This window comes from Mesorhizobium sp. M7A.F.Ca.MR.176.00.0.0 (genome assembly GCF_004023165.1).
Taxonomy (GTDB): domain Bacteria; phylum Pseudomonadota; class Alphaproteobacteria; order Rhizobiales; family Rhizobiaceae; genus Mesorhizobium.
Window position 1 is genome coordinate 38,814 of the sequence record NZ_RZTC01000010.1, and the last position, 25,520, is coordinate 64,333.

The following is a 25,520-nucleotide window of genomic DNA, read 5'->3' on the forward strand; positions in this document are numbered from 1 at the left end:
CTTTCTCCGCGCGAGCGCATCGAGGAGAAGCGGCACGGGCTGTTCAAGAGCGGCGCGCCGGAAGGGCTGGCCGGGCAACTGGCGCTGAGCGAGGTGGCGGAACTTATCCCCGACATCGCGCTGACGGCGCGCACCGCCGGCGCCGATATCGTCGCCGCGGCCAAGGCGTTCTTCGCCGTCAGCGATGCCTTCCGCATCCCGCGTGTCGAGGACGCCGCACGCTCGATCACGCCTTCGGACTACTATGATCAGCTGGCACTGTCGCGCGCCACCGACACGATCGGCGCGGCACGGCGCGGCATCGCGGTGGCGGCACTCACCGGCCACGCCGGGACGGCGGACCCGGTGGCGGCCTGGCTGGACGCCGGCGGCGAGCGGGTGGCGCGCATCCGCGAGCGGCTGCAGGCGCTGACCGAGGGCGGCGACATCACCGTGTCGCGGCTGTCGGTGGCGTCGGGGCTGATGAGCGATCTGACGGGGATGTGAACCGCCGACGATCACCACACGCATCACCGGATGCGTGTGGCTCTTTTCGAATGCCATCCGCCTCGAAACCGGCGTTCAAAAAGCTCACCAGGAATGTTTGAGCGTGCCGACGATCTTCAGCCGGTCGCCGTAAAATTCGGTTCCGTAATAGCTGGTTGTCAAATACTTCCGGTCGAACAGGTTCGTTGCGTTCAGGGCCAACGTCACGTCCTTGGTCATCTTGTAGCTGATCGCCGCATCCACCAGTGCGTAGCCGCCAATCGAAGTCGTGTTCGCGTCATCCCCGTAGGTTTGTCCGATATAGCGCACGCCTCCGCCGATGGTCAGGTCGCCACGCCGTCCCTCCTCGGGTAGCGTATAATCAACCCAGGCCGAAGCCAGGTGGCGAGGGACACGCTGCGGCCGATTGCCGGCATTTCCTCCAATACCGTCTTCCAGGATCTCGGCATCCCAGTAGGAATAGGCAAGTGTCAGGTTCAGGTTTTCCGCAATGGCGGCCTTGCCCTCGAGTTCGATGCCGCGGACGCCAACCTTGCCGATCTGCTGCTGGACAACAGGCGTGACATAGGTCGGAACATTGGTTTGGGTAAGGTCGAAGACCGCGGCCGTGAACAGGCCGTCGAAGCCGTCGGGCTTGTACTTGATACCTGCCTCATACTGCCTGCCCTCTTGAGGCTTCAGCGAACCCGAGACCGCATATCCGTTGCCGCTTGGCGCCACGAGCGGCTGGAAGCTTTCCGAATAGTTGGCGTAGACCGCGAGGTTCGGAGTGAATTTGTAGGTCAGGCCGGCGCGCTTGGTGAAGGCGGATGCCGTGTCGTCGTCCTGCGTTCCCGAGTCGAGATAGTCCGCCGTCGTATGCACGCGGTCCCAGCGCCCGCCGAGGGTGACGATCCAGCGGTCGTCAAACGTCAATTGCTCCTGGGCATAGACACCGACCGCCTGTTGCTTGACCCGCCAGTTCACGTAGGGGCCGAGATTGATGCAGGACAGACCGCAATAGGCCGGATTGTTGATGTCGATGGGACCGGCGGTGCCGGAGAGGATGCTTTCACGGGTGTTGTCGTTGGCGTAGTCGACGCCGACAAGCGTCTTGCTGCCGATCCCGTCCCATCCCGTATCGTATTGCAACTGATTGTCGAAGGCATAGCGGTTGGACAGGCCATCGACGGAAAATGCCGTGCGGTCCGCCGTGGGGTCAAGCGACGCGCCGTAGACCTCGGCGTAGTCGAGGCTCAAATGCGTGTAGCGGGCATTGGAGCGGAAGGTGAGGTTCTCGTTGAACTCGTGCTCGAACTGGTAGCCGATATCGACCTGCTCCGTGTTGAAGCGGTTGAAATCCGGCTCGCCCAGGAATGTGCCGATGTCGATATTGCCGCCAGCCGGGGTGCCGCGTGCGCCTGTGCCATCTCGCTTGTAATAGTCAGTCAGGATGGTGAGCGACGTTCCTTCCTCGGGCTTGATGGTCAACGCGGGCGCGATGTAAAGCCGATCGTCGTTGGAATAATCCCATCCTTGATCGCCATCCTTGGCCAGCCCGGTGAGCCGATAGGTCCACACGCTATCGGGGTCGATCGGCCCGCCAAAATCAACGCCAATCTCCTTGGTACCGTCGCCATAGGACGTGTAAATCTCCCCCTGCTTCTGGTCCAGCGGCCGCTTGGTGATGGCATTGACCAGTCCGCCAGGGCCGTTGAGACCAAAAAGCGTCGATGTCGATCCCTTCAGGACCTCCACGCGCTGAAGTCCGTAAGGCTCGAGACGGCTGGCCGTGAACCAGGCGGGGATGCGCGCCGTGAGACCATCGCGATAAGTGCCGAGCGATGTCTGGTCGAAACCGCGGATACGAATATAGTCGTATCGGTCATCGTTGCCGAACTCGTCGGTGAGGACGCTGGATGTGTAGGCCACGGCCTGCTGGAGGCTTTCGACATGGCGTGCCTCCAGTTCCTTCTGGGTAACCACTGAAACCGAGGCGGGAACGTCGACGATGGGCGTATCGGTCTTGGTGGCGGTCGCCGTATCCTCGGCGACGATCGTTTGATCGGGCCCGACAAGGCGGTCCGACTTGCCGGTGACGACGATGGTTTCCAGTTGAGTTGCATCGTCCGGCGAAACCACCTGGGCCCGGCCGGCCCCCACCACTCCAAAAGATGCCCTATCAAGGCACTGCTCGCAATCAATCGCCTTGCCTGAGTGCGCGACAATGCCTGTCGACCAATCGTCATCTCTTATTCCCTGTCAGACCATATCGAGCCGTTCGACCGGCGACTTTCCGGCCCTGCGCGAGCGCAATTAGTCAAACTGGATAAAAAGAGTCAACTTAAATAATCAAGAAATTCGCGCCGGCGGCAATCGCTGCGAAGCAGGGGGTGGAGGACGGTGCCGGACCTTCTGTCCGACTTCCCTCGCGAGAAAAAATAAGGGCTTGGCCCGCGCCGCGGAGGAAAGCCAATTGCTGGGTTTTCGAACAACGAACGCCCGGCAGGGGCAAGGGACGGCACCAAGCTTCGTTCATTGCATGAGCGCATGAAACATGCAGACATGGCGCCCGACACGGAACCGGTGCCGGGGGATCATCATGACGGTAGAAACAGTGCAGCGTGCGTCCGGGCGCGGCATCTGGGGATGGATGTTGTTCGACTGGGCGGCGCAGCCGTTCTTCACCGTCGTCACCACCTTCATCTTCGGGCCTTATTTCGTGTCGCGGATGGCGAGCGATCCGGAAACCGGGCAGGCGGCCTGGGGCTACGGCATTGCCGCGGCAGGTCTTGTCATTGCGGTGCTGTCGCCGATCCTCGGCTCGATCGCCGACCAGACCGGACCGCGCAAGCCGTGGATCGCATTCTTTGCCGCGGTCAAGATCACCTGCGTTTGCATGCTTTGGTTCGCGGCCCCCGGTTCGAACCTTTTCCTGGTCGTGCTGTTCTTTTCGCTGGCGTCGGTGGCGGCGGAGTTTTCGACCGTGTTCAACGATTCGATGATGCCGCGCCTGGTGCCGAAGAGCGAGATCGGCAGGATCTCCAACATGGCCTGGGGCCTTGGTTATCTCGGCGGCATGATCGTGCTGGTCTTCGTCGTCGCCTGCCTGGCCGGTTCGCCTGAGACCGGCAAGACGATCATCGGCATCGACCCGCTCTTCGGGCTCGACCCGAAGCTCGGCGAGGACGCGCGCGCAACCGGGCCTTTGTCAGCCGGCTGGTACTTCCTGTTCATCCTGCCGATGTTCTTTTTCACCCCCGACGCCATCAAGGGCCTGCCGATCGGTCCGGCTGTCCGAGAGGGGTTGGCGGAGCTGAAAGTGACACTGGGTGAGGTGCGCAAGCGCAGCGGCATCTTCCGCTTCCTGGTAGCCCGCATGATCTATCAGGACGGCGTCAACGCGCTGCTGGCGTTGGGTGGCACCTTCGCCGCTGCGATGTTCCACTGGTCGATCACCGAGATCGGTATTTTCGGCATCATTCTCAACGTCGTCGCCATCTTCGGCTGCCTGGTCGCAGCCCGTCTCGACACGGCGCTTGGCTCAAAAACCATCGTCATGATCTCGCTGGTCCTGCTCAGTATCGCCACGATCGGCATCGTCTCGACCGGGCCGGGCTATACGTTGTTCGGCCTCTGGACGATGCCTGGACCGGACAGCGGCGGCCTGTTCGGCACGGCAGCGGAAAAAGCCTACATCTTCTTTGGCCTGTTGATCGGCGTGGCTTTCGGGCCGGTGCAGGCGTCGTCGCGATCCTACATGGCGCGCAGCGTCACGGCGGCAGAATCCGGCCGCTATTTCGGCATTTATGCGCTGGCCGGGCGGGCGACCAGTTTCCTGGCGCCGTTCATGGTCGCGTCGGTCACCCTGGCCAGCGGCTCGGCGCGGCTCGGCATGGCGGTGATCGTGCTGTTCCTGGGCATCGGCATGGCGATCCTGGTCAAGACGCCGTATCCGGCGGACCGGCCGGTGGAGTAGAGACGTTCGATAATTCTACTCCGCTGGCCGCCTGACGCAGGTTTCTGCGCTTCCGGTGCTCACGGACTTGAATGTCCGCTCCGCTCCGGTTCTCGAAACCCACGCCATCCGACTCAGCGGAGCGAATTCTCAGAACGCCTCTGTGTCGGCGCTTAATGCCGGAAATGCCTGATCCCCGTAAACACCATGGCGATGCCGTGCTCGTCGGCAGCGGCAATGACGTCCTTGTCGTTCATCGAACCGCCCGGCTGGATGACGGCGGTGGCGCCGGCGGCGATTGCCGACAGCAAGCCATCGGCGAAGGGGAAGAAGGCGTCGGAGGCGACGACCGAGCCCTTGGTCAGCGGTTCGGCAAGGCCGGCGGCCTCGGCGGCGTCGAGTGCCTTGCGGGCGGCGATGCGTGAGGAATCGACCCGGCTCATCTGGCCGGCGCCGATGCCGACGGTGGCGCCGTCCCTGACGTAGACGATGGCGTTGGACTTGACGTGCTTGGCGATGCGGAAGGCGAATTTCAGGTCGGCCATTTCGGCCGGCGTCGGCGCCCGCTTGGTCACCACTTTCAGTTCGAGGTCGTCGACGACGGCGTTGTCCCGGCCCTGGATGAGCAGGCCGCCGGCGACGGATTTGACCGTCGTACCCGGCGTGCGCGGGTCCGGCAGCCCACCGGTGACCAGCAGGCGCAAATTCTTTTTCGCCGCCACGATGGCCGCTGCCTCGTCGGTGGCGCCGGGCGCGATGATCACCTCGGTGAAGGTTTTTACGATCTCTTCCGCCGCCTCGGCGTCGAGGGTGCGGTTGACGGCGATGATGCCGCCGAAGGCCGAGACCGGGTCGCAGGCCAGCGCCTTGGCGTAGGCGGCTTTCAGCGAGTCGCCTTCGGCAACGCCGCACGGATTGGCGTGCTTGATGATGGCGACGGCGGCGGAAAGGTCGGGGTCGAACTCGCCGACCAGTTCGAAGGCGGCGTCGGTGTCGTTGATGTTGTTGTAGGATAGCTGCTTGCCCTGCAGCTGGCGCGCCGTGGCGACGCCCGGGCGCTTGTCGCCGTTGACGTAGAAGCCGGCGCTCTGATGCGGGTTCTCGCCATAGCGCATCACCTCGACCAACCTGCCGCCAAAGGCGCGCCATGTCGGATGTTCGATCTCGAGCGCCTCGGCGAACCAGCCGGAGATCGCCGCGTCATAGCTGGCGGTGCGGGCAAAGGCCTTGGCCGCCAGCTTCTTGCGGAAATCCAGCGAAAGCGAGCCGATGTTCATCTCCAGCGCATTCAGCACCGAGGCGTAATCGCCGGGGTCGGTGACGATGGCGACATAGGCGTGGTTCTTGGCCGAGGCGCGGATCATCGCCGGCCCGCCAATGTCGATGTTTTCGACGATCGACGCGTAGTCGGCGCCGGAGCGGCGGACCTCCTCGAACGGATAAAGATTGGAGACGACGAGATCGATCGGCTCGATGCCGTATTTGCGCATTGCCGCGGAATGCTCCGGATCGTCGCGCACGCCAAGCAGCGCGCCATGCACCCCAGGATGCAAGGTCTTGACGCGGCCGTCCATGATCTCGGGGAAACCGGTGAGCTCGGAGACGTCGCGCACCGGAAGGCCCGCGTCAGCGATCGCCTTTGCCGTGCCGCCGGTCGAGACCAGCTCTACGCCTGCGGCTGCCAGCGCTTTGGCGAAATCGATGAGGCCGGTCTTGTCGAAAACGGAGAGCAGGGCGCGACGCACGGGAACAAGGTCTGGTGCGGGAATGTTCTTGGCGGCGACGGCCATGGGCTGGCAGCCTTTCACGACTGGTGTGATGGATGCCCGCGCCCGTAGCACATGCCGTCCGGAAATCAAACCGGCGGTCAGGTGGGGCAAGGCAATGAATCCGTATTAAAACGAAAAACCCGCCTGTGTGGCGGGTCACTGGCGCAAATCAGCACCATGGGCGAATTTGTACCATAGCTGAGGTCACCGAGTCAAGAAAAAATTCCTATCGCTGCCGACGAAAGCTGCCGATGCCGCCGAACTGGTTGTCCTCAGGCCTTCTGTTAACCTGCGTTGGAAGCCCTGCCAGGAGGATCAGTTGTTTTCCGGATGACCGGCGATGCTGGTGCGCGTCAGCTGCCAGTGGACTTCGGCGATTTCCGAGGCCTTGAAGGCAAGCACGATCTGGCGGCTGCGGCGCGGGCCGCCAAGGCCGGCGAAATAGATCGATTCCTCGACTTCCGGCACCACTTCGGCTGCTGTGAACACCCAGGTGTCGGCCTGATCGGCGGCCAGCACCAGGCGATCATGCTCGTCCTGCAAAAGGTTGACGTCGGGGTGAACGTGGAAACGGACAGTGACGAAGTCGCGGCCATTGTTGCGGATCGCGGCATTGCCGGGCCGCTGGAAGCGGTCGCGGCCGGCCAGCACGTTGCCGTTCGACGACAGCTTCAGCTCGCGCTCATGCAGGAAGCCGAAGCGCGGGACATAGCCGTCATGGCGGGCGATGAACCCCTGAATGCCCTTCTGGTCGGTGCGCTTGCACTGCACATGCTGCGGGCCGCCGATCAGCGGGGAACCGAGCAGGTCGTTGACGCGCAGTGAATGGCTGAAGCGCGCCGACGAGGTGTCGTTGATGGTGGCGGTCGAGTGCGCGGCGGTGGCGCGCGCCAGCGGCCGGAATTCAGCCGCGCCATAGGTGTCGATGCCGGCATTGACGATGTAGTGCTGGCGGCCGGACGACAGTTCGAAGGCGAGACAGCTGGCGTGTGCGGCGTTGGACACATCGACCGGCGGCGGCGGGCCGGTGTCGGCGATGGCCGTGGTGCCGCCCATCGACAGGCGCTCATAGCCGGAATGCGGCGCATGCAGCAGCGGCGCGCCGGCGGTGTCGTCGTGGCGCAGAATGGTGGCGATGCGGTCGTGGATGGTGGCGCCCATGCCGTTGAAGCGGGCGAGGCTGCCATCCTGATGGCGAAAGAAGCGCAGCGCCGGCAGCATGCGGTCGATGGCGCCGATCAGCGCCTGCGGCGGCGTTTCCGCCTGGTTGGCATAGGTCTGGCGCAGCGGCAGAAGGTCGGCGAGGATTTCCAGGACGACCATCGGATTGCGCGAAATGTGCCCGCCATCGGCGAGGATCTGGCGGTCGAGTTCCTCGGCAAGATTGCGGGTCGCGCCACGCAGGGCCGATGCCGGCGCCGGCAGGGACAAGGCAGCGAAGGCGAGCGCGATGCGAGCCCGCAGCCTGTCCTTGCCGTCGGGCATTTCGCGCGCCATCGACCTGAGGTAGCGGATCTGGATGGCTACCGATTTCAGGAAGGCGCGGTAGAAAGGGAACTCGGCGCCCTGCAATACGACCGAGGAGTGCTGCAACCAGGCGATGATGCGCTTGGCCGTCGTGCCGGGCTCCCAGGCGATGCCGGAAATATGGCTGCCATGCATAGTGATCCAATCGGAGACCAGGGCGCGGGCATTGGCGGCGGCAAGCTCGGTGCCGGCGGCGCGCATATGGCGCAGCCAGCGAAAGCCGTGCAGCGTCTTCTGCCAGCCGTGATTGGGCACGCTGATCTGGAAAGGCGACTTGCCGCCGGTCTCGACGAGATGCCCCGACAGGGGATAGCGGCCGTAATAGATCTCGAGTGCGATCTGCGGGTCGGCGAGGCGCAGGTCCGGCGGTGCGATCAGCACACGTTCCGGCGTGCGGCCGGAATAGCGCCAGCGATAGACAGGCCCGGCGCGCAGGCGCCGGCGCGTTTTGCGCCAGAACTCCTTCGCGACAAGCGTCCACAGACGCGTCGTGCTGCTGGCAGCAAGTGCCAAAACCCCTCCTGATCGTCCTCTACCCCGGCGCCGAGTCTACATGATTGCACGATTCGTGCGAAGGCGAATTCCACGACCCCACGCCGGTTCACCTGGCTTTGCCCCCGATCCTACCCCTAACAGTCAGTAAATCCGGGCAATTCAATCGCTAGCCGGCTCGCCGCATGCGAGCGGCGAAGAAACCATCGAGGCCCGAGCGTTCCGGCGCGCCGAGCTCCAGGTCAGCGGGCGTGGTGCGCAGCGTGCCTTGCGGCGTCAGGAACGGATCGATGCCGGCGATCTCGCCTTGCCGCAACGGATCGTTGGTGACTTCAGGCGTGCCGGCCAGAAAGGCGCGATAGAGATCCTCGCCTTCGAGCGGATCGAGCGAACAGTTGGAAAAGACGATCCTGCCGCCGGGCTTCACCAGCGTGACGGCGCGGGCGAGCAGCCTGCGTTGCAGGTCGGCGAGTTTTTCGACATCGGCCGAAGTCTTGGTCCATGGCACGTCTGGATGCCGCCGCACCGTGCCGGTCGATGAGCAGGGCGCGTCGAGGAGCACGGCGTCGAACAAGTCCTTCGGCTCGTATTTGAGCAGGTCGGCCTGAACGATTTCGGCGGACAGGCCGAGACGGTCGAGATTCTGCGTCAGCCGCACGAGCCGGTTTTTCGAGGTGTCGACGGCGGTGACCTTCGCGCCGGCAACGATCAGCTGCGCGGTCTTGCCGCCGGGCGCGGCGCAGAGATCGGCAACCCGCAATCCCGCGACATCGCCGAACAGCCGGGCGGGCAGGCTGGCCGCGGCGTCCTGGACCCACCAGGCGCCCTCGGCAAAGCCAGGCAATTCAGTGACGGGACCGACAAGATTCTCGACTCGCACCGTGCCGGTCGGCAGGACGATACCGCCAAGTTTTTCGGCCCAAAGACCGGGATCGGCCTTGACCGAGAAGTCGACCGGCGCCTCAACGCGATGCGCTTCGAGGATCTGTCCGGCCTTCTCGTTGCCGTAGGTGGTCTTCAGCCGATCGGAAAACCACTTTGGCGCTTCGTCGGTGGCGGCAAGGGCGGCAGGCAATTCTGTTTCCTTGGCACGTGCCAGTGTGCGCAGCACACCATTGACGAGGCCGGAGAAGCGCACCGTGCGCGGATCGGATTTGGCATGGGTCACCGCAATGTCGACGGCGGCGCTGTCGGGAATCTCGAGGAACAGGATCTGGGCTGCGGCCACATGCAATATGTGCGACAAAGCGGTGGCGTTGGGCGGCAGCGGTTTTTCCAGGCGCCGCGCCAGCAGCCCCGATATGGTCATGCGGTAGCGCAGCGCGGTGACCAGGATGGCGCGGACCAGGCCGCGATCGCGCAAGTCGAGCGCCTTGTATTGCGGGTGGCCGTTTTCGTGATCGGTCAGCCCATCAAGCGGGGTCCTGGCGTCGATGACGGCGGCAAGCAGGCGCGCCGCTGCCTTGCGTGCGGCGAGGCCGGCAACGAAGTCGCCGCCGTCCCTGTGTTCCTGATCACCTGAAACCGTGCGTCGTGGTCCTCTGTCCGCCACGCTCACGACCACCGGCCCTTGGGCCCGGTCGGATTGCGACCCCATGGGTTGGATTTGGGCTTGGCGGGCTCCGCCGGCTGCTCGGGCTGCGCTGCCTCGCCCCACGGGCCGGATGGCCGCGGTTGATCTGCCTGCCGTGGCGTCGATGCCTGGCGCGGGGCGGCCTGGGTTTCGCCTTGCATCTGCTGCGCCATCGCCTGCAAGGCTGCGATGCGGTTCTCAGTGGCGGGGTGGGTGGAGAACAGGCTGTCCATGCGCTCGCCGTGAAGGGGATTGATGATGAAGAGATGCGCGGTCGCGGGATTGCGCTCGGCATCGGGGTTGCGGATGCGTTCGGCGCCGCGGGCGATCTTGTCAAGCGCCGATGCCAGCCAGAGTGGGTGTCGACAGATTTCAGCGCCACGCCGGTCGGCCTCGTATTCGCGGGTGCGGCTGACCGCCATCTGCACGACCATCGCGGCAAAGGGCGCTACGATCATCGCCGCCAGCACGCCGACAAAGCCGAATGGATTGTTGTCGCGATTGCCACTGAAAAAGAAGGCGAAATTGCCGAGCATCGAGATGGCACCGGCAAAGGTGGCGACGATCGTCATGGTGAGCGTGTCGCGGTGCTGCACATGGGCGAGCTCGTGCGCCATGACGGCTGCGACCTCTTCAGGCGTCAGCGCTTGCAACAGGCCGGTGGAGGCAGCAACCGCCGCGTTCTGCGGGTTGCGGCCGGTGGCAAAGGCGTTCGGCTGCGGGTTGTCGATCAGATAGGTCTTCGGCATCGGCAGGCCGGCCTGTTTGGCCATTGCCTGGACGATGGCGTAATATTCGGGCGCGTTCCTTTCGTCGACCTCGACGGCACGGTTCATCGACAGCACCATCTTGTCGGCATTCCAGTAGCTGAACAGATTGGTGCCGGCCGCGAACAGGAAGGCGATCATCATGCCGCCGGTTCCGCCGATCAAAAAGCCGACGCCCATGAACAGCGCCGTCATCGCGGCAAGAAGCATGGCGGTGCGGATGGTGTTCATCGTCTGCTCCTGTCGAAATGGCACCGAAAAGGGGTCGATCGTCGTGCGTTCATGGCTATATGATGGGAAACGCCAGTTCCTGTTTCAATTGACTGGGCTCAATCTGCCGAGATTATCGCATGACCGACGAAATCAGTAAAACAGGCGCCGCTTCTGCCGAAGCGGCATCGCAGAGAGAGCTAACGCCGGCCGCACGCCGTGCGTTGGCCGAGGCCGCAGCGCGGCGGGAAGACTACCGCGAAAAGGAGGCCGCGCTGCCGAAGGAGATCGGCGGCCGCGGCGGCAAGGAGCCAGGGCGCTACGGCGACTGGGAGGTAAAGGGCCTCACCAGCGATTTCTAGATGCCGCCTAGGCGGCGTTGCGCTGCGGCTCGAGCGCGATCCAGCCACGCTCGTCGACGGTGATGCCGACCATGTCGTAGCCTGCGATCGCGGCATGTTGCGTTGGCAAGGGGTGGTTGTGCGTGGCGCTGATGACCATGACCGCGGCGCCCGCCGCTTCGGCTGCCGCGATGCCAGCTGGAGCATCCTCGAAGACGAGGCAATCGCGCGCGTCGAAGCCGAGCCGTTCCGCGCCAAGCCGGAAGCAATCGGGCGCCGGCTTGCCGCGGGAGACATCTTCCGCCGCGACGATGATGGCCGGGACGGGGATGCCGGCGGCCTTCATGCGCAACAGCGCCAGCTCACGTGGGGCGGAGGTGACGATTGCCCAGCGTTCGGGCGGCAGCGAATCGAGAAATGCCACGGCGCCTGAGATCTGGATAATGCCATCGAGATCGGCCGCCTCGGCCTTCAGCAGCAGATCAGCCTCGTATGCCGGGTCGACGCCCGGCAGTGCTAGGCCGGTGATGGTCTCGATCGCGCGCACGCCATGGATCGTCGGCAGGAAGGCGGCGACGTCGAGCCCCTGGCGGAGAGCCCAATCGCTCCACACCCGTTCCGCCGAGGCGATGGAATTGATGAGCGTGCCGTCCATGTCGAAGAGGAAGGCCGCGAATTTTCTGCCTGAATACATGATTTTCCTTGAGTCCGGGGAGGCGCTAGGTCGGGTGACCGAACCTAACGTCTCGACTGCGGCAGGGGAAGACACGGGGGCGTGCTTTTCGATCGGCCCAGGGAACCACGATATCCTCCGGGCGTTTGGGAAGGACTGCTTCTCACAACAACGATCGAAGGGGGACCAACGGTGCTGATCCGGCTCGGCTACGAAATCGCCATCGAATGCGTAGCCGCCACGCCGGTGATTTCAGTGCTCGAGATCCATCGGGACAGGCAGGGCGACATCAAGCGGCAGACGCGGGTGCTGACCTCGCCCGCGGTGCCGACAAGACTGTACCACGATCTGCATGGCAATGCCTGCCGGCGCTTCACAGCGCCCGCCGGTGGTTTTCGCATCCTGTACGACGCGGTCGTAGAGGACAGCGGCGAGACGGACGAGGTAAACACCCTGGCCAGGGAAGTGCCGGTGGCGGATCTGCCCGACGAAGTTCTCGGTTATCTCCTGGGCAGCCGCTATTGCGAGACGGATCATCTGAGCAGCCTGGCCTGGCAGCTCTTCGGTGACATCCCGTCCGGCTGGGCGCGCGTGCAGGCGATCGTCGACTATGTCCACAACCGGCTGTCGTTCGGCTATGGCTATGCGCGCTCGACCCGCACCGCGGCGCAGGCGCATGAGGAGCGCGTCGGGGTCTGCCGTGACTTCGCCCATCTGGCGATCGCGCTTTGCCGCTGCATGAATATTCCGGCACGCTACGTGAACGGCTATCTCGGCGATATCGGCGTGCCAGCCGATCCGGCGCCGATGGACTTCTCGGCGTGGCTGGAAGTGTTCCTCGACGGCAAATGGTACACGTTCGATCCTCGCCACAACACGCCCAGAATCGGCCGTATCGTCATCGCCCGCGGCCGCGACGCCACCGACGTGCCGCTGCTGCACAGTTTCGGCCCCCACCGGCTCAGCCTGTTCAAGGTGTGGACCTATGAACAGGAAGGCAATCTGTTCAACCCGCCCTACCACGGCATCGACAGGACCGTCAGCGCACAGATGCTGGCGTAATCGCGACGCCTACCGATGCGACAGGGTGGCAGCGAGGTTCTTTCCAGGCGCAACTTTCGGGACACATGGTCCGCTTCGGCACAGTGAGCTTGTGCCGCAACAGGACGCCGTCGATGGCGTCGCGATGCCTTGGGCCAGATCATGGTAAGCGGCCGGTAAACGCGAGCGCCACGGCGCGTTCCCGTTTACCAACCGTTCACCTTTGCGGGTTCCAAAACTCAACAAAAACAACAACGACTTGCTGATGGAAGGCGAGCTCTCCGCCAGGCCAAGGCGACATCCGGCGGGAATCCTGCATTGCCCTTTCCGCGGCGACGAGGCCGAGGCGAGTGGAGGCTGTAGGATGCGGAATTACGGGGGTCTTGTTCACGCGGTCGGCGGCTTCGCCAGGGATCGCGGTGGAAATTTCGCGGTCCTGTTCGGCCTTAGCGCCTCGGTCTTGGCGCTGGCAGCGGGCTTCTCGGTCAACGTATCGCAGCTCTACAATGCCAGATCGAGCCTCCAAGGCGTGGTCGACGCCGCGGTCACGTCGACGGCACGCGACCTGACGACCGGCGTCATCAAGGAAGCCGATGCCGACAATTCGGTGCAGGCCTTTCTCGACGCCAACAGCCAAGCAGGCATTCTGCAGGCCGACCAGATCGTGCTCGACAGGCTGATCGTCAACAGGACTGCCAAGACGGTTCAGGCCGACGCCCATATCGATGTCGCGCTGTACTTTCCGATTTTTGGCACGGGCGACATGAAACGCGTCACCGCTTCCACAACGGCGCTCTATTCGGACAAGACCGTCGAAGTGGCAATGATGCTGGACATAACGGGATCGATGGCCAAGCGCGGCAAGGTCGACAAGATCGGCGATCTGAAAGCTGCTGCAAAAAATGCTGTTCTGACGATGCTGCAGAAGCAGGATCCGCAGAACCCCCGCATCCGCGTAGCGATTGTGCCTTACGCGTCTGGCGTCAACGCCGGCAAGCTGGCGGAAAACCTCTATGCCGAGAAGCAAGGCAGCTCTGAGCTGCCACCCGTCGCCGGCAGTCCGCTTCTCGTCGCCAAGACGGGCAAAAATCTGCTGCCGTCCTTCAGCGACTACATCTCCATTGTCGGCGCGGCGATGCCACGCCCGGACAATTGCGCCACCGAGCGCAAGGACAAGAACGGCAACGCGGATATGAGCGCCGACGGCCCAGACACTGTTCGCACCGACAGGAACGGCAAGAAATACTATGCCCTGGTCAACCGGGACGATCATCTCGGCGGAGATATGAACAGGTGCCCTGATGCGGAAGTGATCCCGCTGACCGCCGACTCCGATGCATTGCTTGAATCGATCGAGGACTTCCAGGCCGATGGCTACACGGCCGGCGCGATCGCCATTCAGTGGACCTATTATATGCTGTCGCCGCAATGGCGCACTGCAATCAGGAACGCCGGTCTCGGCAAAGGCGCCTCGGATGCCGATCCGAAGAAGATCGCCAAGGTCGCGATCCTAATGACCGATGGCCAGTTCAATACCGCCTTCGCCGGGGCTGGGGACAGGTACAACAGCCAGGGCAACCTTGCGCGCGGCAACGCCGAAACGCTGTGCGAAAACATGAAAAATGATGGCATCGAGATTTTCACCATTGGCTTCGATCTGGACGACAAGGACATGTCGGCAACCGAGCGGGACCAGGCAAAGGCGGTGCTGAAGGACTGTTCGTCGAAGGATACCTCCGCCGCCAAGAGGCATTTCTTCGACGTGTCCACCGGAGCCGAATTGGACGATGCCTTTCAGGAGATCATTCGCAACACCGAAAAGGTCGCATTGACCCAGTAGTCCGCAAACGGAAAAGGCCGCCGCTTCTTTCGAAGCCGGCGGCCTTCCGTGTTTCCGTCCGTGGCGCGGCCCATGGCGGCGACCTATCGGGTCACCTGCCGCGCATTTCGCGCCTTAACGGGAAGACTGCTTCCCGAAAGTGCAATCCGCTGAGGCCACGTTCTGGAAAACGAAATCACTCGACATCGGATCACCTCCTTTCGATTTGTTGAACACATACTCATGATGGGGTGCATTGCAGCAAAAGACAAGGTGCGGGTCTGAAATTAGCCTACGGGCGGGCCTGGTGCGAGCCGGCTTGCGGTTGCCAGGCAGGCCGGGCAAACTTCCGCTCCGGGGGTCGGCATTCGGAGGAATCGCATGGAGGCAGCCGAAAAGGCCGCTCGCATCGTTCGAACGGTGATCGAAACATTGAAACCGGGATTTGCCGTCAGGCTATGGACCGGAGAGCGGATCGGCCCCGCCACGGGTCCGGTGCTCACCATCAACGACCAGGACATCGTCTGGCAGATCGTGAAGCGACCGTCCCTGTCGACGCTGATCGAGATGTGGATTTCCAAGACGATCAACATCGAAGACGGGACGATTTTCGACTTTTATGCCCTGCCGTCGCAAGGCAAGCTCAGAACCAAGCTCAAATCGCTGCCGAAAATGGCGATCCTGCGCGACCTGCCTTCCGTGCTGTTGGCACGCAAGCAGATGACGGCGCGGACCGATCTGTCGGGGCGCAATCCCTATGTCAGCGGTTCGAGCCAGGAAGCGATCCAGCATCACTATGACATTTCGAACGCTTTCTACCGGCTCTTCCTCGACGAGCGCATGGTCTACAGCTGCGGCTACTTCAAGGATTTCGCCAATGGCATCGATCAAGCACAGATCGACAAGCTCGACCATATCTGTCGCAAGCTCCGGCTGAAGCCTGGCGAACGACTGCTCGACATCGGCTGTGGCTGGGGAGCGATGCTCATCCATGCCGCGAAGAACTATGGTGTTGTCGGCCACGGTGTCTCGCTGTCGCAGGCGCAGACCGATCTTGCCCGCGAACGCATCCGCGCCGAAGGGCTGGAGGACCGCATCACCATCGAGATCAAATCCTATGCCGAACTCACCGGCTCGTTCGACAAGATCTCGTCGATCGGCATGTTCGAACATCTTGGGCTCGCCAACCACGCCACCTATTTCAAGACCATTCATCGCCTGCTGAAGCCGGGCGGCATCTATCTGCACCACGCCATCACCCGGCGCAGCAAGGGCGACATGAAGAAGACCCTGCGCAAGGGGCCGGAGTACAAGGCGCTGCTCAAATACATCTTCCCCGGCGGCGAACTCGACACGATCGGAATGACAACAGGCAATCTCGAGGCGCATGGTTTTCTCGTCTACGATGTCGAGAACCTGCGCGAGCACTATGCCCGCACCTGCAGACTGTGGGCGGAGCGGCTGCACGAAAGGTTCGACGAGGCAATCGCCGAGGTGGGCGAAGCCAAGGCACGGCTATGGTTGCTTTACCTGACGGGCTGTTCGATCACCTTCGAACGCGCCTCGGCGCAGATTTTCCAGACCGTCGTGACCAAGCGCGCGCGTGGTCCAAGCGGCCTGCCGCCGACGCGGGCGGATCTGTATCGATAGCTTACAGGAAGCGAATCGCGTCGCCGGTTTCGACGCGCGCCGGCCGGTCGACCGTGCAATAGACGCCGAGATTGTGGGCGTTATGGCGAACCAGATTGCGCAGGATCGCCGGATCATGGTCGAAGCCATCCTGGGCGATGATGGTGAAACCGCAGCGGCGGCAGGGTTCGGAGATGGTCAGCAGGAGGTCGCCGATGGCAAGCTTGCGGCCGATCCATTCCGTTTCGGGAAACGAGCCTTCGATGGCCGCCATGTCGACGACGATGTTGGGGCGGAAGCGGCGTGGGTCGGTGGCGCCCTCTGGATGCAACGCCTTCAGGCGTGCCAGCGAGGCGGTGGTCAACAGATGGATGGGCGCCTTGCGGTAGCGCTCCGCGGTCAGCGGGCCGGAATAGCCAGGCGCGGCATTCTCGCGGCGAAACGGCCGGATTGAGGCCTCGAAGCCGAGATAGGCCGACACTGCGCGGTCGCTCTCGATACTTGGCGCAGCCAGCCAGTTGCCCTCGGGAACGGCAATCTCGAGTTCCAGGGCAGGCGACAGCCGGGTGCGGATGCGCGGCACCTTGTGCCATTTCGGGTCGCGGTCCGGTCGGGCGATCTCATTGTCGGACTTGTCGACAAGGCCGAACATACGGTCGCCCTCGATGCTCTCGATATCGACCGAGATTGTTTCGCGACGCTCGCCGGCAAGCGAACTCGCCGGATAGCGCCAAAGCTCACTGACAATGCCAAGCGCTGCCTGCATCAGCTCTTCTTGTTTTGCCGGTTGGCGACCAAATCATCGACGACGGCCGGATCGGCGAGCGTCGAGGTATCGCCGAGCGCTGAAAAATCGTCCTCGGCAATCTTACGCAGGATGCGGCGCATGATCTTGCCGGAACGCGTCTTCGGCAGGCCGGGCGCGAACTGGAGCTTGTCGGGCGAAGCGATGGCGCCGATCTCCTTGCGGACATGGGCGACCAGCTCCTTGCGCAGCTCCTCGCTCGGCTGCTCGCCGGCCATCAGCGTGACGTAGCAGTAGATGCCCTGTCCCTTGATGTCGTGCGGATAGCCGACGACGGCGGCTTCCGAAACCTTGTCGTGGCTGACCAGTGCGGATTCGACCTCGGCCGTGCCCATGCGATGGCCGGAGACGTTGATGACGTCGTCGACGCGGCCGGTGATCCAGTAATAGCCGTCGGCGTCACGGCGGCAGCCGTCACCGGTGAAATACTTGCCCTTGTAGGTCGAAAAATAGGTCTGCACGAAGCGGTCGTGGTCGCCATAGACGGTGCGCATCTGGCCCGGCCAGGAATCGGTGATGCACAGATTGCCGTCGGCCGCCCCTTCCAGAACCTTGCCCTCGCCGTCGACCAGCTGCGGCTTGACGCCGAAGAAAGGCCGCGTCGCCGATCCCGCCTTGAGGTCGGTGGCGCCGGGCAGCGGCGTGATCAGGATGCCGCCGGTCTCGGTCTGCCACCAGGTGTCGACGATCGGCACCTTGCCGTTGCCGACGATGTTGAAATACCACTCCCAGGCTTCCGGATTGATCGGTTCGCCGACCGAACCCAGTACGCGCAGCGACTTGCGCGATGTCTTGGCGACATGCGCGTCGCCGGCGCCCATCAGCGCGCGCAGCGCCGTCGGCGCGGTGTAGAAGATGTTGACCTTGTGCTTGTCGATGACTTCCCAGAAGCGCGACTGCGACGGATAATTCGGCACGCCTTCGAACATCAGCGTGGTGGCGCCGTTGGCGAGCGGGCCGTAGACGATGTAGCTGTGGCCGGTGACCCAGCCGACATCGGCGGTGCACCAGTAGATGTCGCCGTCATGGTAATCGAAGACATATTGGTGGGTCATCGAGACGTAGACGAGATAGCCGGCGGTGGTGTGCAGCACGCCCTTCGGCTTGCCGGTCGAACCCGACGTGTAGAGAATGAACAGCGGGTCCTCGGCCTTCATCTTCTCGGGCTTGCATTCGGCTTTCACCGTCGCGACCTCGTCGTGGTACCAGACGTCGCGGCCTGAAACCCAGCCGGTCTTGCCGCCGGTGCGGCGCACGACCACCACCTTTTCGACTTTCGTCCCGGCTTTCGCGGCGATCTCGATCGCCTTGTCGGTGTTTTCCTTCAAAGGGATCGGCTTGCCGCCGCGCAGGCCTTCATCGGCCGTGATGACGAAGGTCGACTTGCAGTCGTCGATGCGGCCGGCCAGCGCATCCGGCGAGAAACCGCCGAAGACGATCGAATGGACGGCGCCGATACGCGTGCAGGCCAGCATCGCATAGGCGGCTTCCGGGATCATCGGCATGTAGATGGTGACGCGGTCGCCTTTCTTGACGCCGTGTTTCTTCATCACATTGGCGAGCCGGCAGACATGCTCGTAGAGCTCGTTATAGGTGACCTTCTTGTCATCGTAGGGATTGTCGCCTTCCCAGATGATGGCGGTCTGGTTGCCGCGCTTCTTCAGGTGCCGGTCGATGCAGTTGTAGGAAACGTTGGTCAGTCCGTCCTCGAACCATTTGATCGAGACCTTGCCGTCGAAGGAGGTGTTCTTGACCTTGCTGAAGGGCTTGAACCAGTCGATGCGCTTGCCGTGCTTGCCCCAGAATTTGTCCGGGTTCTTTACGCTGTCGGCATACCATTTCAGGTAGGTGTCATTGTCGATCAGCGCGTTTTTCGTCCACGCCGGCTGGACGCGATGGACATGAACCTCGGACATTCCTGACTTTCCTCCCGAACCAATCGCCGGCTTGAAATGCCGGCGGGATCGCAGCGACACGGCCGCGAATTCGGCGGCATTATTACCAGTTCCGCCGTTACGGCAACATTAGACGTTGGATTCGCGCGGCGGGATGCCGCAGGTGGCTTTCCCGAGGCTGTCAGCACTCGGCCAAGTGCGCTGCTAACTGCATGTTTTCGCATGCTAAAGCCGGTTCAGATGAAGAAAAAATCAATAGACGATTAATCAGCGGCGCGCACAATCAGCCGTGGGAGGACAGGCGAATCAACCTGGGGACCGTAATGCGCGACCATGCCGAAATGGACCTGATGCTCAAAGGCTATGGCTTGACCACGGCCAAGATTCTTTATCACTTTCCCGATCACCCGCATCTGCTGCAGAGCTTCATCTGGCAGGACTACGATCTGGCGCCGAAGTTTCCGGTGCTGATCAAGTTCATCGAATTCTGGAAGGCCAAGCTGGACGGGCCGCTGCATTCGATCAGCTACACCCACCAGAAGCTGATCGCGCCGAATGAATGGCGCAAGGTGGATGGTGAGTTCGTGCTGCACTGAGAACAAGTAGCCAGTGATTGGCGGAAACGCCCATCGCTTCGTCGTCCTAGGGTCTCCGCCACGGAGCTGCGCTCCTGCTTCGCCCTAGGATGACGAACCTGTGAGACGGCGGCCAACTGCAAGCGTTTCCGCCAAGTCAGCCGCTCACACAGCCGGCGGGTTGAGCCGGGCAAAGCCTTCCTGCCGCCGATACGGGAAGTACGGGTAGGGCGCGGTGACTTCGCTTGCGGCGTCGAGTTTCCCGATCTGCTCCGGCGTCAAGGTCCAGCCGACGGCGCCGAGGTTCTGGCGCAACTGCTCCTCGTTGCGGGCGCCGATGATGACCGACGACACGGTCGGGCGCTGCAGGAGCCAGTTGATTGCGATCTGCGGCACGGTCTTGCCGGTTTCCTGCGCCACCGCATCGAGCGCATCCATGACCCGGTAGAGATGCTCGTCCTCGACCGGCGGGCCGAAATCAGCTGTGTCGTGCAGCCGGCTCTGTTCCGGCAAGGGCTGGCCACGGCGGATCTTGCCGGTCAGGCGGCCCCAGCCGAGCGGGCTCCACACGAGCGCGCCGACGCCCTGGTCGAGGCCGAGCGGCATCAACTCCCATTCGTAGTCGCGGCCGACCAGCGAGTAGTAGACCTGGTGCGCGACATAGCGCGGATAGCCTTGACTGTCGGCTTGCGCCAGCGACTTCATCACTTGCCAGCCGGAGAAATTGGAGACGCCGACATAGCGCAGCTTGCCGGCGCGCACGAGTTCGTCCAGCGTCGACAAGACCTCCTCGATCGGCGTCCCGGCATCGAAAGCGTGCAGCTGCAACAGGTCGATATAGTCAGTGCCGAGGCGCTTCAGCGCGGCGTCCACCGACTTGATCAACCGCGACCGGGAAGAGCCATAGTCAGCGGGTCCGTCGCCCATCGGCAGCGCGGTCTTGGTCGATATCAGAACGGCATCGCGGCGGCCTTTTATCGCTTCGCCAAGCACCTCTTCCGAGGCGCCGTTCGAATAGACGTCGGCGGTGTCGAACAGATTGACGCCGGCCTCCAGGCAAATGTCGATCAGCCGCCGCGCTTCCCTGGCGTCGCTGTTGCCCCAGGCGCCGAACAGCGGGCCGGAACCGCCAAAGGTTCCCGCGCCGAATGAGAGTGCGGGCACTTTCAGGCCCGATGCACCGAGACGTCGGTAGTCCATCTTTTTACTCCTGTGGAATGAAGGGTGTGGAAAGCGGGTTTGCAGAGGACGATCACGACCGGATGGAGGCAGGCTCGCCGAGCGTGGCGGTGCGATCGAGACGCAGCGCCAGCCCCGCCACGCCGAGTGCCGCGAGCGGCAGCAGGGCGGCGACCCAGGTGAGTGAGCCCAGGCCAATGCCATGGGCAATCACCGCACCGCCAAGCCAGGCACCTGCCGCATTGCCGAGATTGAAGGCGGCGATGTTGAAGGACGAGGCGAGGCTCTGGCCGGCACCTTGCGCCTTGTCCAGCACCCACATTTGCAGCGGCGCCACGGTGGCGAAGGCGGCAGCGCCGAGCAGGCCGACATAGATGACGGCCATCACCTGGCTGTGGATGGCGAAGCTCATGGTGGCGAGCACCAGGGCCAGCACCACGAGACTGCCGAGAACGGCCGGCACCAGCCAGCGATCGGCGACCTTGCCGCCAAGTAAATTGCCGGCAATGAGGCCGCCGCCGAAGACGAGCAGGATCGGCGACACGGCCGCTTCCTGGAAGCCGCTTATCTCGGTCAGCAGCGGCGCGATATAGGTGAAGACGGCGAAGACACCGGCATAGCCGAGCACGGTGGTGGCAAGACCGAGCAGGACGGGCGTGCGGCGCAAAACGGCGAGATCGGCGCGCAGATCGCTCTTTTCGGACGCCGCCCGGCTGCGTGGCACCAGAGCCAGGATGACGGCGAAGGCCGCCACGCCGACCAATGTCACCGCCCAGAAGGTCGCTCGCCAGCCGAAGGCCTGGCCGAGCCAGGTGCCGAAGGGCACGCCGAGGATGTTGGCGATGGTCAGACCGGTGAATATCAGCGCGATCGCCGAGGCTTGTCTGTTGGGTGCGACCAGCCCGGTGGCGACGACAGAGCCGACGCCAAAGAATGTGCCGTGGGCGAAGGCGGTGATAATGCGGGCGCCCATCAGCGTCCAGTAATCGGGGGCCAGCGCACAGGCGAGATTGCCAAGCGTGAAGATCGCCATCAGTGCCAGAAGCACGGTCTTGCGTGGCCAGTTGCCGGTGGCGATGGTCAGCAGGGGCGCGCCGATGACGACGCCGAGCGCATAGCCCGAAATGAGCTGGCCGGCGGCCGTGATCGAAACGCCGAGATCCTTGCTGACATCGAGCAGCAGACCCATGATGACGAATTCGGTGACGCCGATGCCGAAGGCACCGGCGGCAAGGGCGTAGAGAGCAAGAGGCATGGCGATTTCCACTTCGATGGCGAAGAGCGCCGTCCCGCGCCCCGACCCCTGAGATCGTGCTTCCCTGCATTGTGAACCAGACTTGCCTTGGGCACATTTTCTGTGAAATAGATTCACAAATGGCCAGGCCCGATATCAATCGCTCCGGCGAGATCGAAGTGTTCGTGCGCGTCGTCGAGGACGGCAGTTTTTCCTCCGCCGCACGCGCGTTGCGCATGACGCCTTCAGCGGTGAGCAAGCTGATCGCGCGGCTGGAGGCCCGGCTTGGTGCGCGGCTGGTCAGCCGTTCGACGCGAAAGCTGCAACTGACGCCGGAAGGCACCGCTTTCTACGAGAGCGGCCTGCGCATCCTCGCCGACATGGCGGCGGCCGAGCAGGAGGCGGCGGCGGGTGCGGCACCGCGCGGAAGGCTGCGCGTCAACAGCTACGTGCCCTTCGGAGTACACCGGCTGATCCCGCTTCTGCCACGCTTCCTCGAACGCTACCCCGAGATTTCAGTCGACCTGGTGCTGACCGACAGCGTCATCGACCTGATGGCGGAACGCGCCGATGTCGCTATCCGTGCCGGGCCGCTGAGTGAGTCACGACTGGTGGCGCGCAAGCTCGGGCAAAGCCCTGTGGTGGTCGTTGCAGCACCTTCCTACCTCGAGACGCAGGGCATGCCGCTGACGCCAGCCGATCTCGACAGGCATAACCGCATGGGCTTCGGGTTCGTCAGGCATCTCGATGGCTGGCCGTTCCTCGACGCGGACGGCCGCGCCATCATGGTTCCCATCACCGGCAACACGCTGGTCAGCGATGGCGAGGCGATGCGGCTGATGGCGCTGGCCGGCGCGGGCATCGCCCGGCTGGCTCGCTGGCATGTGGCGGAAGACATCGCGGCCGGCCGGCTGGTGCCGCTGCTGGAGGCATTCAATCCCGGCGACGAGGAGCCCACCCACGCCGTCTATGTCGGCCAGGGCCGGCATCTGCCGGCGCGGGTGCGTGCCTTTCTCGATTTTCTGGGAGAGAGCGTCCGGCTGAGCTGACATCCCGGGAGCCACGGCTCCCTGGATGTCAGCGTGGGCTGTATTTATGCTTTCGGCATGAACGGCGCGGGGCGGCGGCCCGCTGCCTGGCGCTCCAGCATCCAGCCGGGATATTCGGATGGCAGGGCGCTGACCTCGTCGAGACGAAGCAGATCGTCGCTGTCGAGCTTCACTTCAGTCGCGGCAAGGTTCTGCTCCAGCTGCTCCATGCGGCTGGCGCCGATGATGACGCTCATCACGAAGGGCTTGGCCAGGACATAGCCGAGCGCCACCGTGGCGACGCTGACATCATGCTTTTTGGCGATTTCGCGCATGACGGCAACGGCCGCCCAGGCACGGTCCTCATTGACCGGCGGGAAGTTGAAGGACGCGCGGCGGCCTTCGCCATTGCCGGGCGCGCCGGGGCCGTATTTGCCGGAGAGCAGGCCACCGGCCATCGGCGACCACACCATCAGGCCGAGCTTCTCCTCGTTGAGCAGCGGCACGATCTCGCGCTCGAGATCGCGGCCGGCGATCGAATAGTAGGACTGGACGGTCTCGAAACGGGCAAAGCCCTTGCGCTCGGCGATACCGAGCGCCTTGGCGATGCGCCATGCCGCCCAGTTGGAGACGCCGACATAGCGAACCTTGCCGCTGGCAACGAGATCGTCGAGCGCCCGCAGCGTTTCGTCAATCGGCGTCACGGTGTCGGTGCCGTGCAGTTGATAGAGATCGATATGGTCGAGTTGCAGCCGCTTCAGGCTGGCATCGACCGAGTCCATGATGTGGCCGCGTGACGAGCCGCGCTGGTTCGGGCCGTCGCCCATGGCGCCATGCGCCTTGGTGGCGATGACCACATTCTGCCTGTTGACCTTGAGATCCCTGAGCGATTGGCCAAGCAGGCGCTCGGATTCGCCGAAGGAGTAGACGTCGGCGGTGTCGAAAAAATTGACGCCGGCGGCGAGCGAATGGGCGACGATCTCATTGACGCCCTTCTGGTCGAGGCTGGCGATCAGGCCCCATTGGGCATTCTGACCGGCGGCGCCGAAGGTCATGGTGCCGAGGCACAGTTCGGAGACGAACATCCCCGTATTTCCAAGCTGGTTGTAACGCATGGTGGCGGCTCCAGAGAGTTTGTGATGACGCAAAGCAAATAGGAACGGCACGTTTCGTTTCCAATTGCTGGCTCAACGAGCCCGCCGAGTTGGCCTATAACCCCTCACCGCATCTAATGCCGCCATCAGAAAAGCGCCCGCTGCATTCACCGAACGAGGTTCGCATGAGTATGCGGATTATAAGTCTATAACTCGGATCTTCGTCTTCGGGCGGCAATTGACCTCCTCGACGAAGTCGTCATCCCACACGGGACCTGAGAGAAGATATTCCGCAAGCGAAGGTGTTGCGCCGACCAGTCGGTCGTAGTCCTCGGGGGAGAGTGCGACAGCAGTTGGCTTTCCGCGCACCGTGATGGTTTGTGGCCCTTGTTCCCGCGCCTGCCGTACGAGTTTCGACAGATTGTTCTTCGCGTCCTTAAGATGCCAGTTCAAGGGCACTACTCGCTAGATGGCTTCGCTAGTCATATACCAGATGCCGTTGAAGCATGGCAGGGTTTCCGCTCGAACAGATGTGTTCGCCAGTTCCTCGACATGGGTTGGAAGCTATTGGCAGCGAGAATCTATAGCCTCTTTCGGCGGCAGATCGCAAACCTCGGGGATTGGCCTAAACATCTCTCTCGTCGTCATCCACGGGCGGAGCAAGGAGCGCAGCGACGCAGCGCAGACCCGAGGATCCATGCCGCGACATCTGCCGAAGAATGCAGCGGAACAGAATTCTGCACCGCTGCATTTTCCTTGTCGTCACGGCATGGATCCTAGGGTCTGCGCTCCGCTTCGCGTCGCTCCGCCCTAGGATGACGAAGGTGTGGTGGCCTGCAGCCAATCGAATATGTTGGAATTTAGCGACTAGAGACCGGTCTGTGCATCGGAACTATCGGCTGCCGAAGATCGCCGAACCGACGCGGACGCTGGTGGCGCCGAAGGCGATCGCGGTCTCATAATCGCCGGACATGCCCATCGAGAGTTTGGCGACGTTGGCTCCCTTGCCGAGCTTTTCCAACAGCGCGAAGTGCGGGCCGGGATTCTCGTCGGCCGGCGGGATGCACATCAGGCCCTCGATGGCGAGGCCATGCACGTCGCGGCAGCGGGTGACGAAAGCGACGGCGTCGCGAGGCTCGATACCGGCCTTCTGCGGCTCGGAGCCGGTGTTGACCTGGACATAGAGTTTTGGCGCGCGGCCCTGTTTGGCGATCTCCTTGGCGAGTTCGGCGGCGATCTTCTCGCGATCGACCGTCTCGATGACGTCGAACAGCGCCACCGCTTCCCGAGCCTTGTTGGATTGCAGCGGGCCGATCAGATGCAGTTCGATGCCAGGAAAAGCTTCCTTCAGATCAGGCCATTTGGCTTGCGCCTCCTGCACACGGTTCTCGCCGAAGACGCGCTGGCCGGCCTCGATGACCGGGCCGATGTCGGCAGCGTCGAAGG

At 63.3% G+C, this 25,520-nt stretch carries 19 protein-coding genes and 2 pseudogenes (1 of these 21 only partly in view); 8 read left to right on the forward strand and 13 right to left on the reverse strand.

The features are described 5' to 3' along the window. A partial coding sequence (locus EOB59_RS35985; RefSeq protein ID WP_245486541.1) for an NAD-glutamate dehydrogenase domain-containing protein occupies positions 1-486 on the forward strand: 486 nt, incomplete at its 5' end. 84 nt (positions 487-570) lie between these two features. Here EOB59_RS35985 and EOB59_RS06065 read toward each other — a convergent pair. Then, positions 571-2,714: pseudogene (locus EOB59_RS06065) on the reverse strand (TonB-dependent siderophore receptor). A 353-nt stretch (positions 2,715-3,067) separates the two neighbouring features. Between EOB59_RS06065 and EOB59_RS06070 the strand changes: the two are divergent. Next, a complete protein-coding gene (locus tag EOB59_RS06070; RefSeq protein WP_128287914.1) occupies positions 3,068-4,444 on the forward strand; it encodes an MFS transporter in 1,377 nt (458 codons plus the stop codon). A gap of 152 nt (positions 4,445-4,596) precedes the next feature. Here EOB59_RS06070 and purH read toward each other — a convergent pair whose 3' ends face one another. The 4 genes from purH to htpX all read right to left on the reverse strand — a co-directional run bounded on the left by purH (position 4,597) and on the right by htpX (position 10,782). Further along, entirely contained in the window at positions 4,597-6,213 is a 1,617-nt protein-coding gene (purH, locus tag EOB59_RS06075) for a bifunctional phosphoribosylaminoimidazolecarboxamide formyltransferase/IMP cyclohydrolase (RefSeq protein ID WP_127273763.1), read from the reverse strand. 294 nt (positions 6,214-6,507) lie between these two features. Continuing rightward, positions 6,508-8,232 (reverse strand): heparinase II/III family protein, encoded by a 1,725-nt coding sequence (locus tag EOB59_RS06080; protein WP_128287915.1) that lies wholly within the window; start codon positions 8,230-8,232, stop codon positions 6,508-6,510. Between the two features lie 148 nt (positions 8,233-8,380). After that, positions 8,381-9,808 (reverse strand): RsmB/NOP family class I SAM-dependent RNA methyltransferase, encoded by a 1,428-nt coding sequence (locus tag EOB59_RS06085; RefSeq protein ID WP_127397112.1) that lies wholly within the window; start codon positions 9,806-9,808, stop codon positions 8,381-8,383. Beyond that, entirely contained in the window at positions 9,766-10,782 is a 1,017-nt protein-coding gene (gene htpX / locus EOB59_RS06090) for a zinc metalloprotease HtpX (protein WP_128287916.1), read from the reverse strand. The genes EOB59_RS06085 and htpX overlap by 43 nt, the downstream gene beginning before the upstream one ends. A 119-nt stretch (positions 10,783-10,901) precedes the next feature. On the opposite strand from htpX, the gene EOB59_RS06095 reads away from it, so the two are divergent. Beyond that, positions 10,902-11,123: a DUF1674 domain-containing protein gene (locus EOB59_RS06095; RefSeq protein ID WP_127382026.1), complete on the forward strand. Its 222-nt coding sequence runs from the start codon at positions 10,902-10,904 to the stop codon at positions 11,121-11,123. 7 nt (positions 11,124-11,130) lie between these two features. On the opposite strand, the gene EOB59_RS06100 is transcribed toward EOB59_RS06095, so the two are convergent. Beyond that, positions 11,131-11,796 (reverse strand): HAD-IA family hydrolase, encoded by a 666-nt coding sequence (locus EOB59_RS06100; RefSeq protein WP_128287917.1) that lies wholly within the window; start codon positions 11,794-11,796, stop codon positions 11,131-11,133. Positions 11,797-11,967: 171 nt separating this feature from the next. Here EOB59_RS06100 and EOB59_RS06105 point away from each other — a divergent pair, with 171 nt between their 5' ends. The 3 genes from EOB59_RS06105 (at position 11,968) to EOB59_RS06115 (ending at position 16,285) form a co-directional block, all read left to right on the forward strand. Then, complete coding sequence (locus EOB59_RS06105) at positions 11,968-12,837, forward strand: transglutaminase family protein (RefSeq protein WP_127397486.1); 870 nt, start codon at positions 11,968-11,970, stop codon at positions 12,835-12,837. 343 nt (positions 12,838-13,180) lie between these two features. After that, positions 13,181-14,656 carry a TadE/TadG family type IV pilus assembly protein gene (locus EOB59_RS06110; RefSeq protein ID WP_128287918.1) on the forward strand — a complete coding sequence of 492 codons (1,476 nt, stop codon included), beginning with the start codon at positions 13,181-13,183 and terminating at the stop codon, positions 14,654-14,656. 360 nt (positions 14,657-15,016) lie between these two features. Then, entirely contained in the window at positions 15,017-16,285 is a 1,269-nt protein-coding gene (locus EOB59_RS06115) for a cyclopropane-fatty-acyl-phospholipid synthase family protein (protein ID WP_128287919.1), read from the forward strand. A 1-nt stretch (position 16,286) separates the two neighbouring features. Here EOB59_RS06115 and EOB59_RS06120 read toward each other — a convergent pair whose 3' ends face one another. Both EOB59_RS06120 and acs read right to left on the reverse strand, forming a co-directional pair. Further along, entirely contained in the window at positions 16,287-17,030 is a 744-nt protein-coding gene (locus EOB59_RS06120; RefSeq protein WP_128287920.1) for an MOSC domain-containing protein, read from the reverse strand. Then, a complete protein-coding gene (acs, locus tag EOB59_RS06125) occupies positions 17,030-18,985 on the reverse strand; it encodes an acetate--CoA ligase (RefSeq protein ID WP_127808796.1) in 1,956 nt (651 codons plus the stop codon). Before acs ends, EOB59_RS06120 begins: the two co-directional genes overlap by 1 nt. A 302-nt stretch (positions 18,986-19,287) precedes the next feature. On the opposite strand from acs, the gene EOB59_RS06130 reads away from it, so the two are divergent. Further along, a complete protein-coding gene (locus EOB59_RS06130; RefSeq protein WP_013529022.1) occupies positions 19,288-19,560 on the forward strand; it encodes an usg protein in 273 nt (90 codons plus the stop codon). A gap of 144 nt (positions 19,561-19,704) precedes the next feature. Here the strand turns inward: EOB59_RS06130 and EOB59_RS06135 are convergent, their stop codons facing one another. Next, positions 19,705-20,739 carry an aldo/keto reductase gene (locus EOB59_RS06135; protein ID WP_128287921.1) on the reverse strand — a complete coding sequence of 345 codons (1,035 nt, stop codon included), beginning with the start codon at positions 20,737-20,739 and terminating at the stop codon, positions 19,705-19,707. 52 nt (positions 20,740-20,791) lie between these two features. Continuing rightward, entirely contained in the window at positions 20,792-21,973 is a 1,182-nt protein-coding gene (locus EOB59_RS06140) for an MFS transporter (protein WP_128287922.1), read from the reverse strand. 119 nt (positions 21,974-22,092) lie between these two features. Between EOB59_RS06140 and EOB59_RS06145 the strand changes: the two genes are divergently transcribed. Then, positions 22,093-23,001: a LysR substrate-binding domain-containing protein gene (locus EOB59_RS06145; RefSeq protein ID WP_128287923.1), complete on the forward strand. Its 909-nt coding sequence runs from the start codon at positions 22,093-22,095 to the stop codon at positions 22,999-23,001. 44 nt (positions 23,002-23,045) lie between these two features. Here EOB59_RS06145 and EOB59_RS06150 read toward each other — a convergent pair whose 3' ends face one another. From EOB59_RS06150 to EOB59_RS06160, 3 genes and pseudogenes are all read right to left on the reverse strand, one after another. Beyond that, positions 23,046-24,095 (reverse strand): aldo/keto reductase, encoded by a 1,050-nt coding sequence (locus EOB59_RS06150; RefSeq protein WP_128287924.1) that lies wholly within the window; start codon positions 24,093-24,095, stop codon positions 23,046-23,048. Positions 24,096-24,272: 177 nt separating this feature from the next. Then, positions 24,273-24,527, reverse strand: coding sequence for a type II toxin-antitoxin system Phd/YefM family antitoxin (locus EOB59_RS06155; RefSeq protein ID WP_128287925.1), 255 nt, complete (start codon positions 24,525-24,527; stop codon positions 24,273-24,275). A 439-nt stretch (positions 24,528-24,966) separates the two neighbouring features. Beyond that, positions 24,967-25,520, reverse strand: a pseudogene (locus EOB59_RS06160) (YggS family pyridoxal phosphate-dependent enzyme) (it continues 55 nt past the right edge of the window).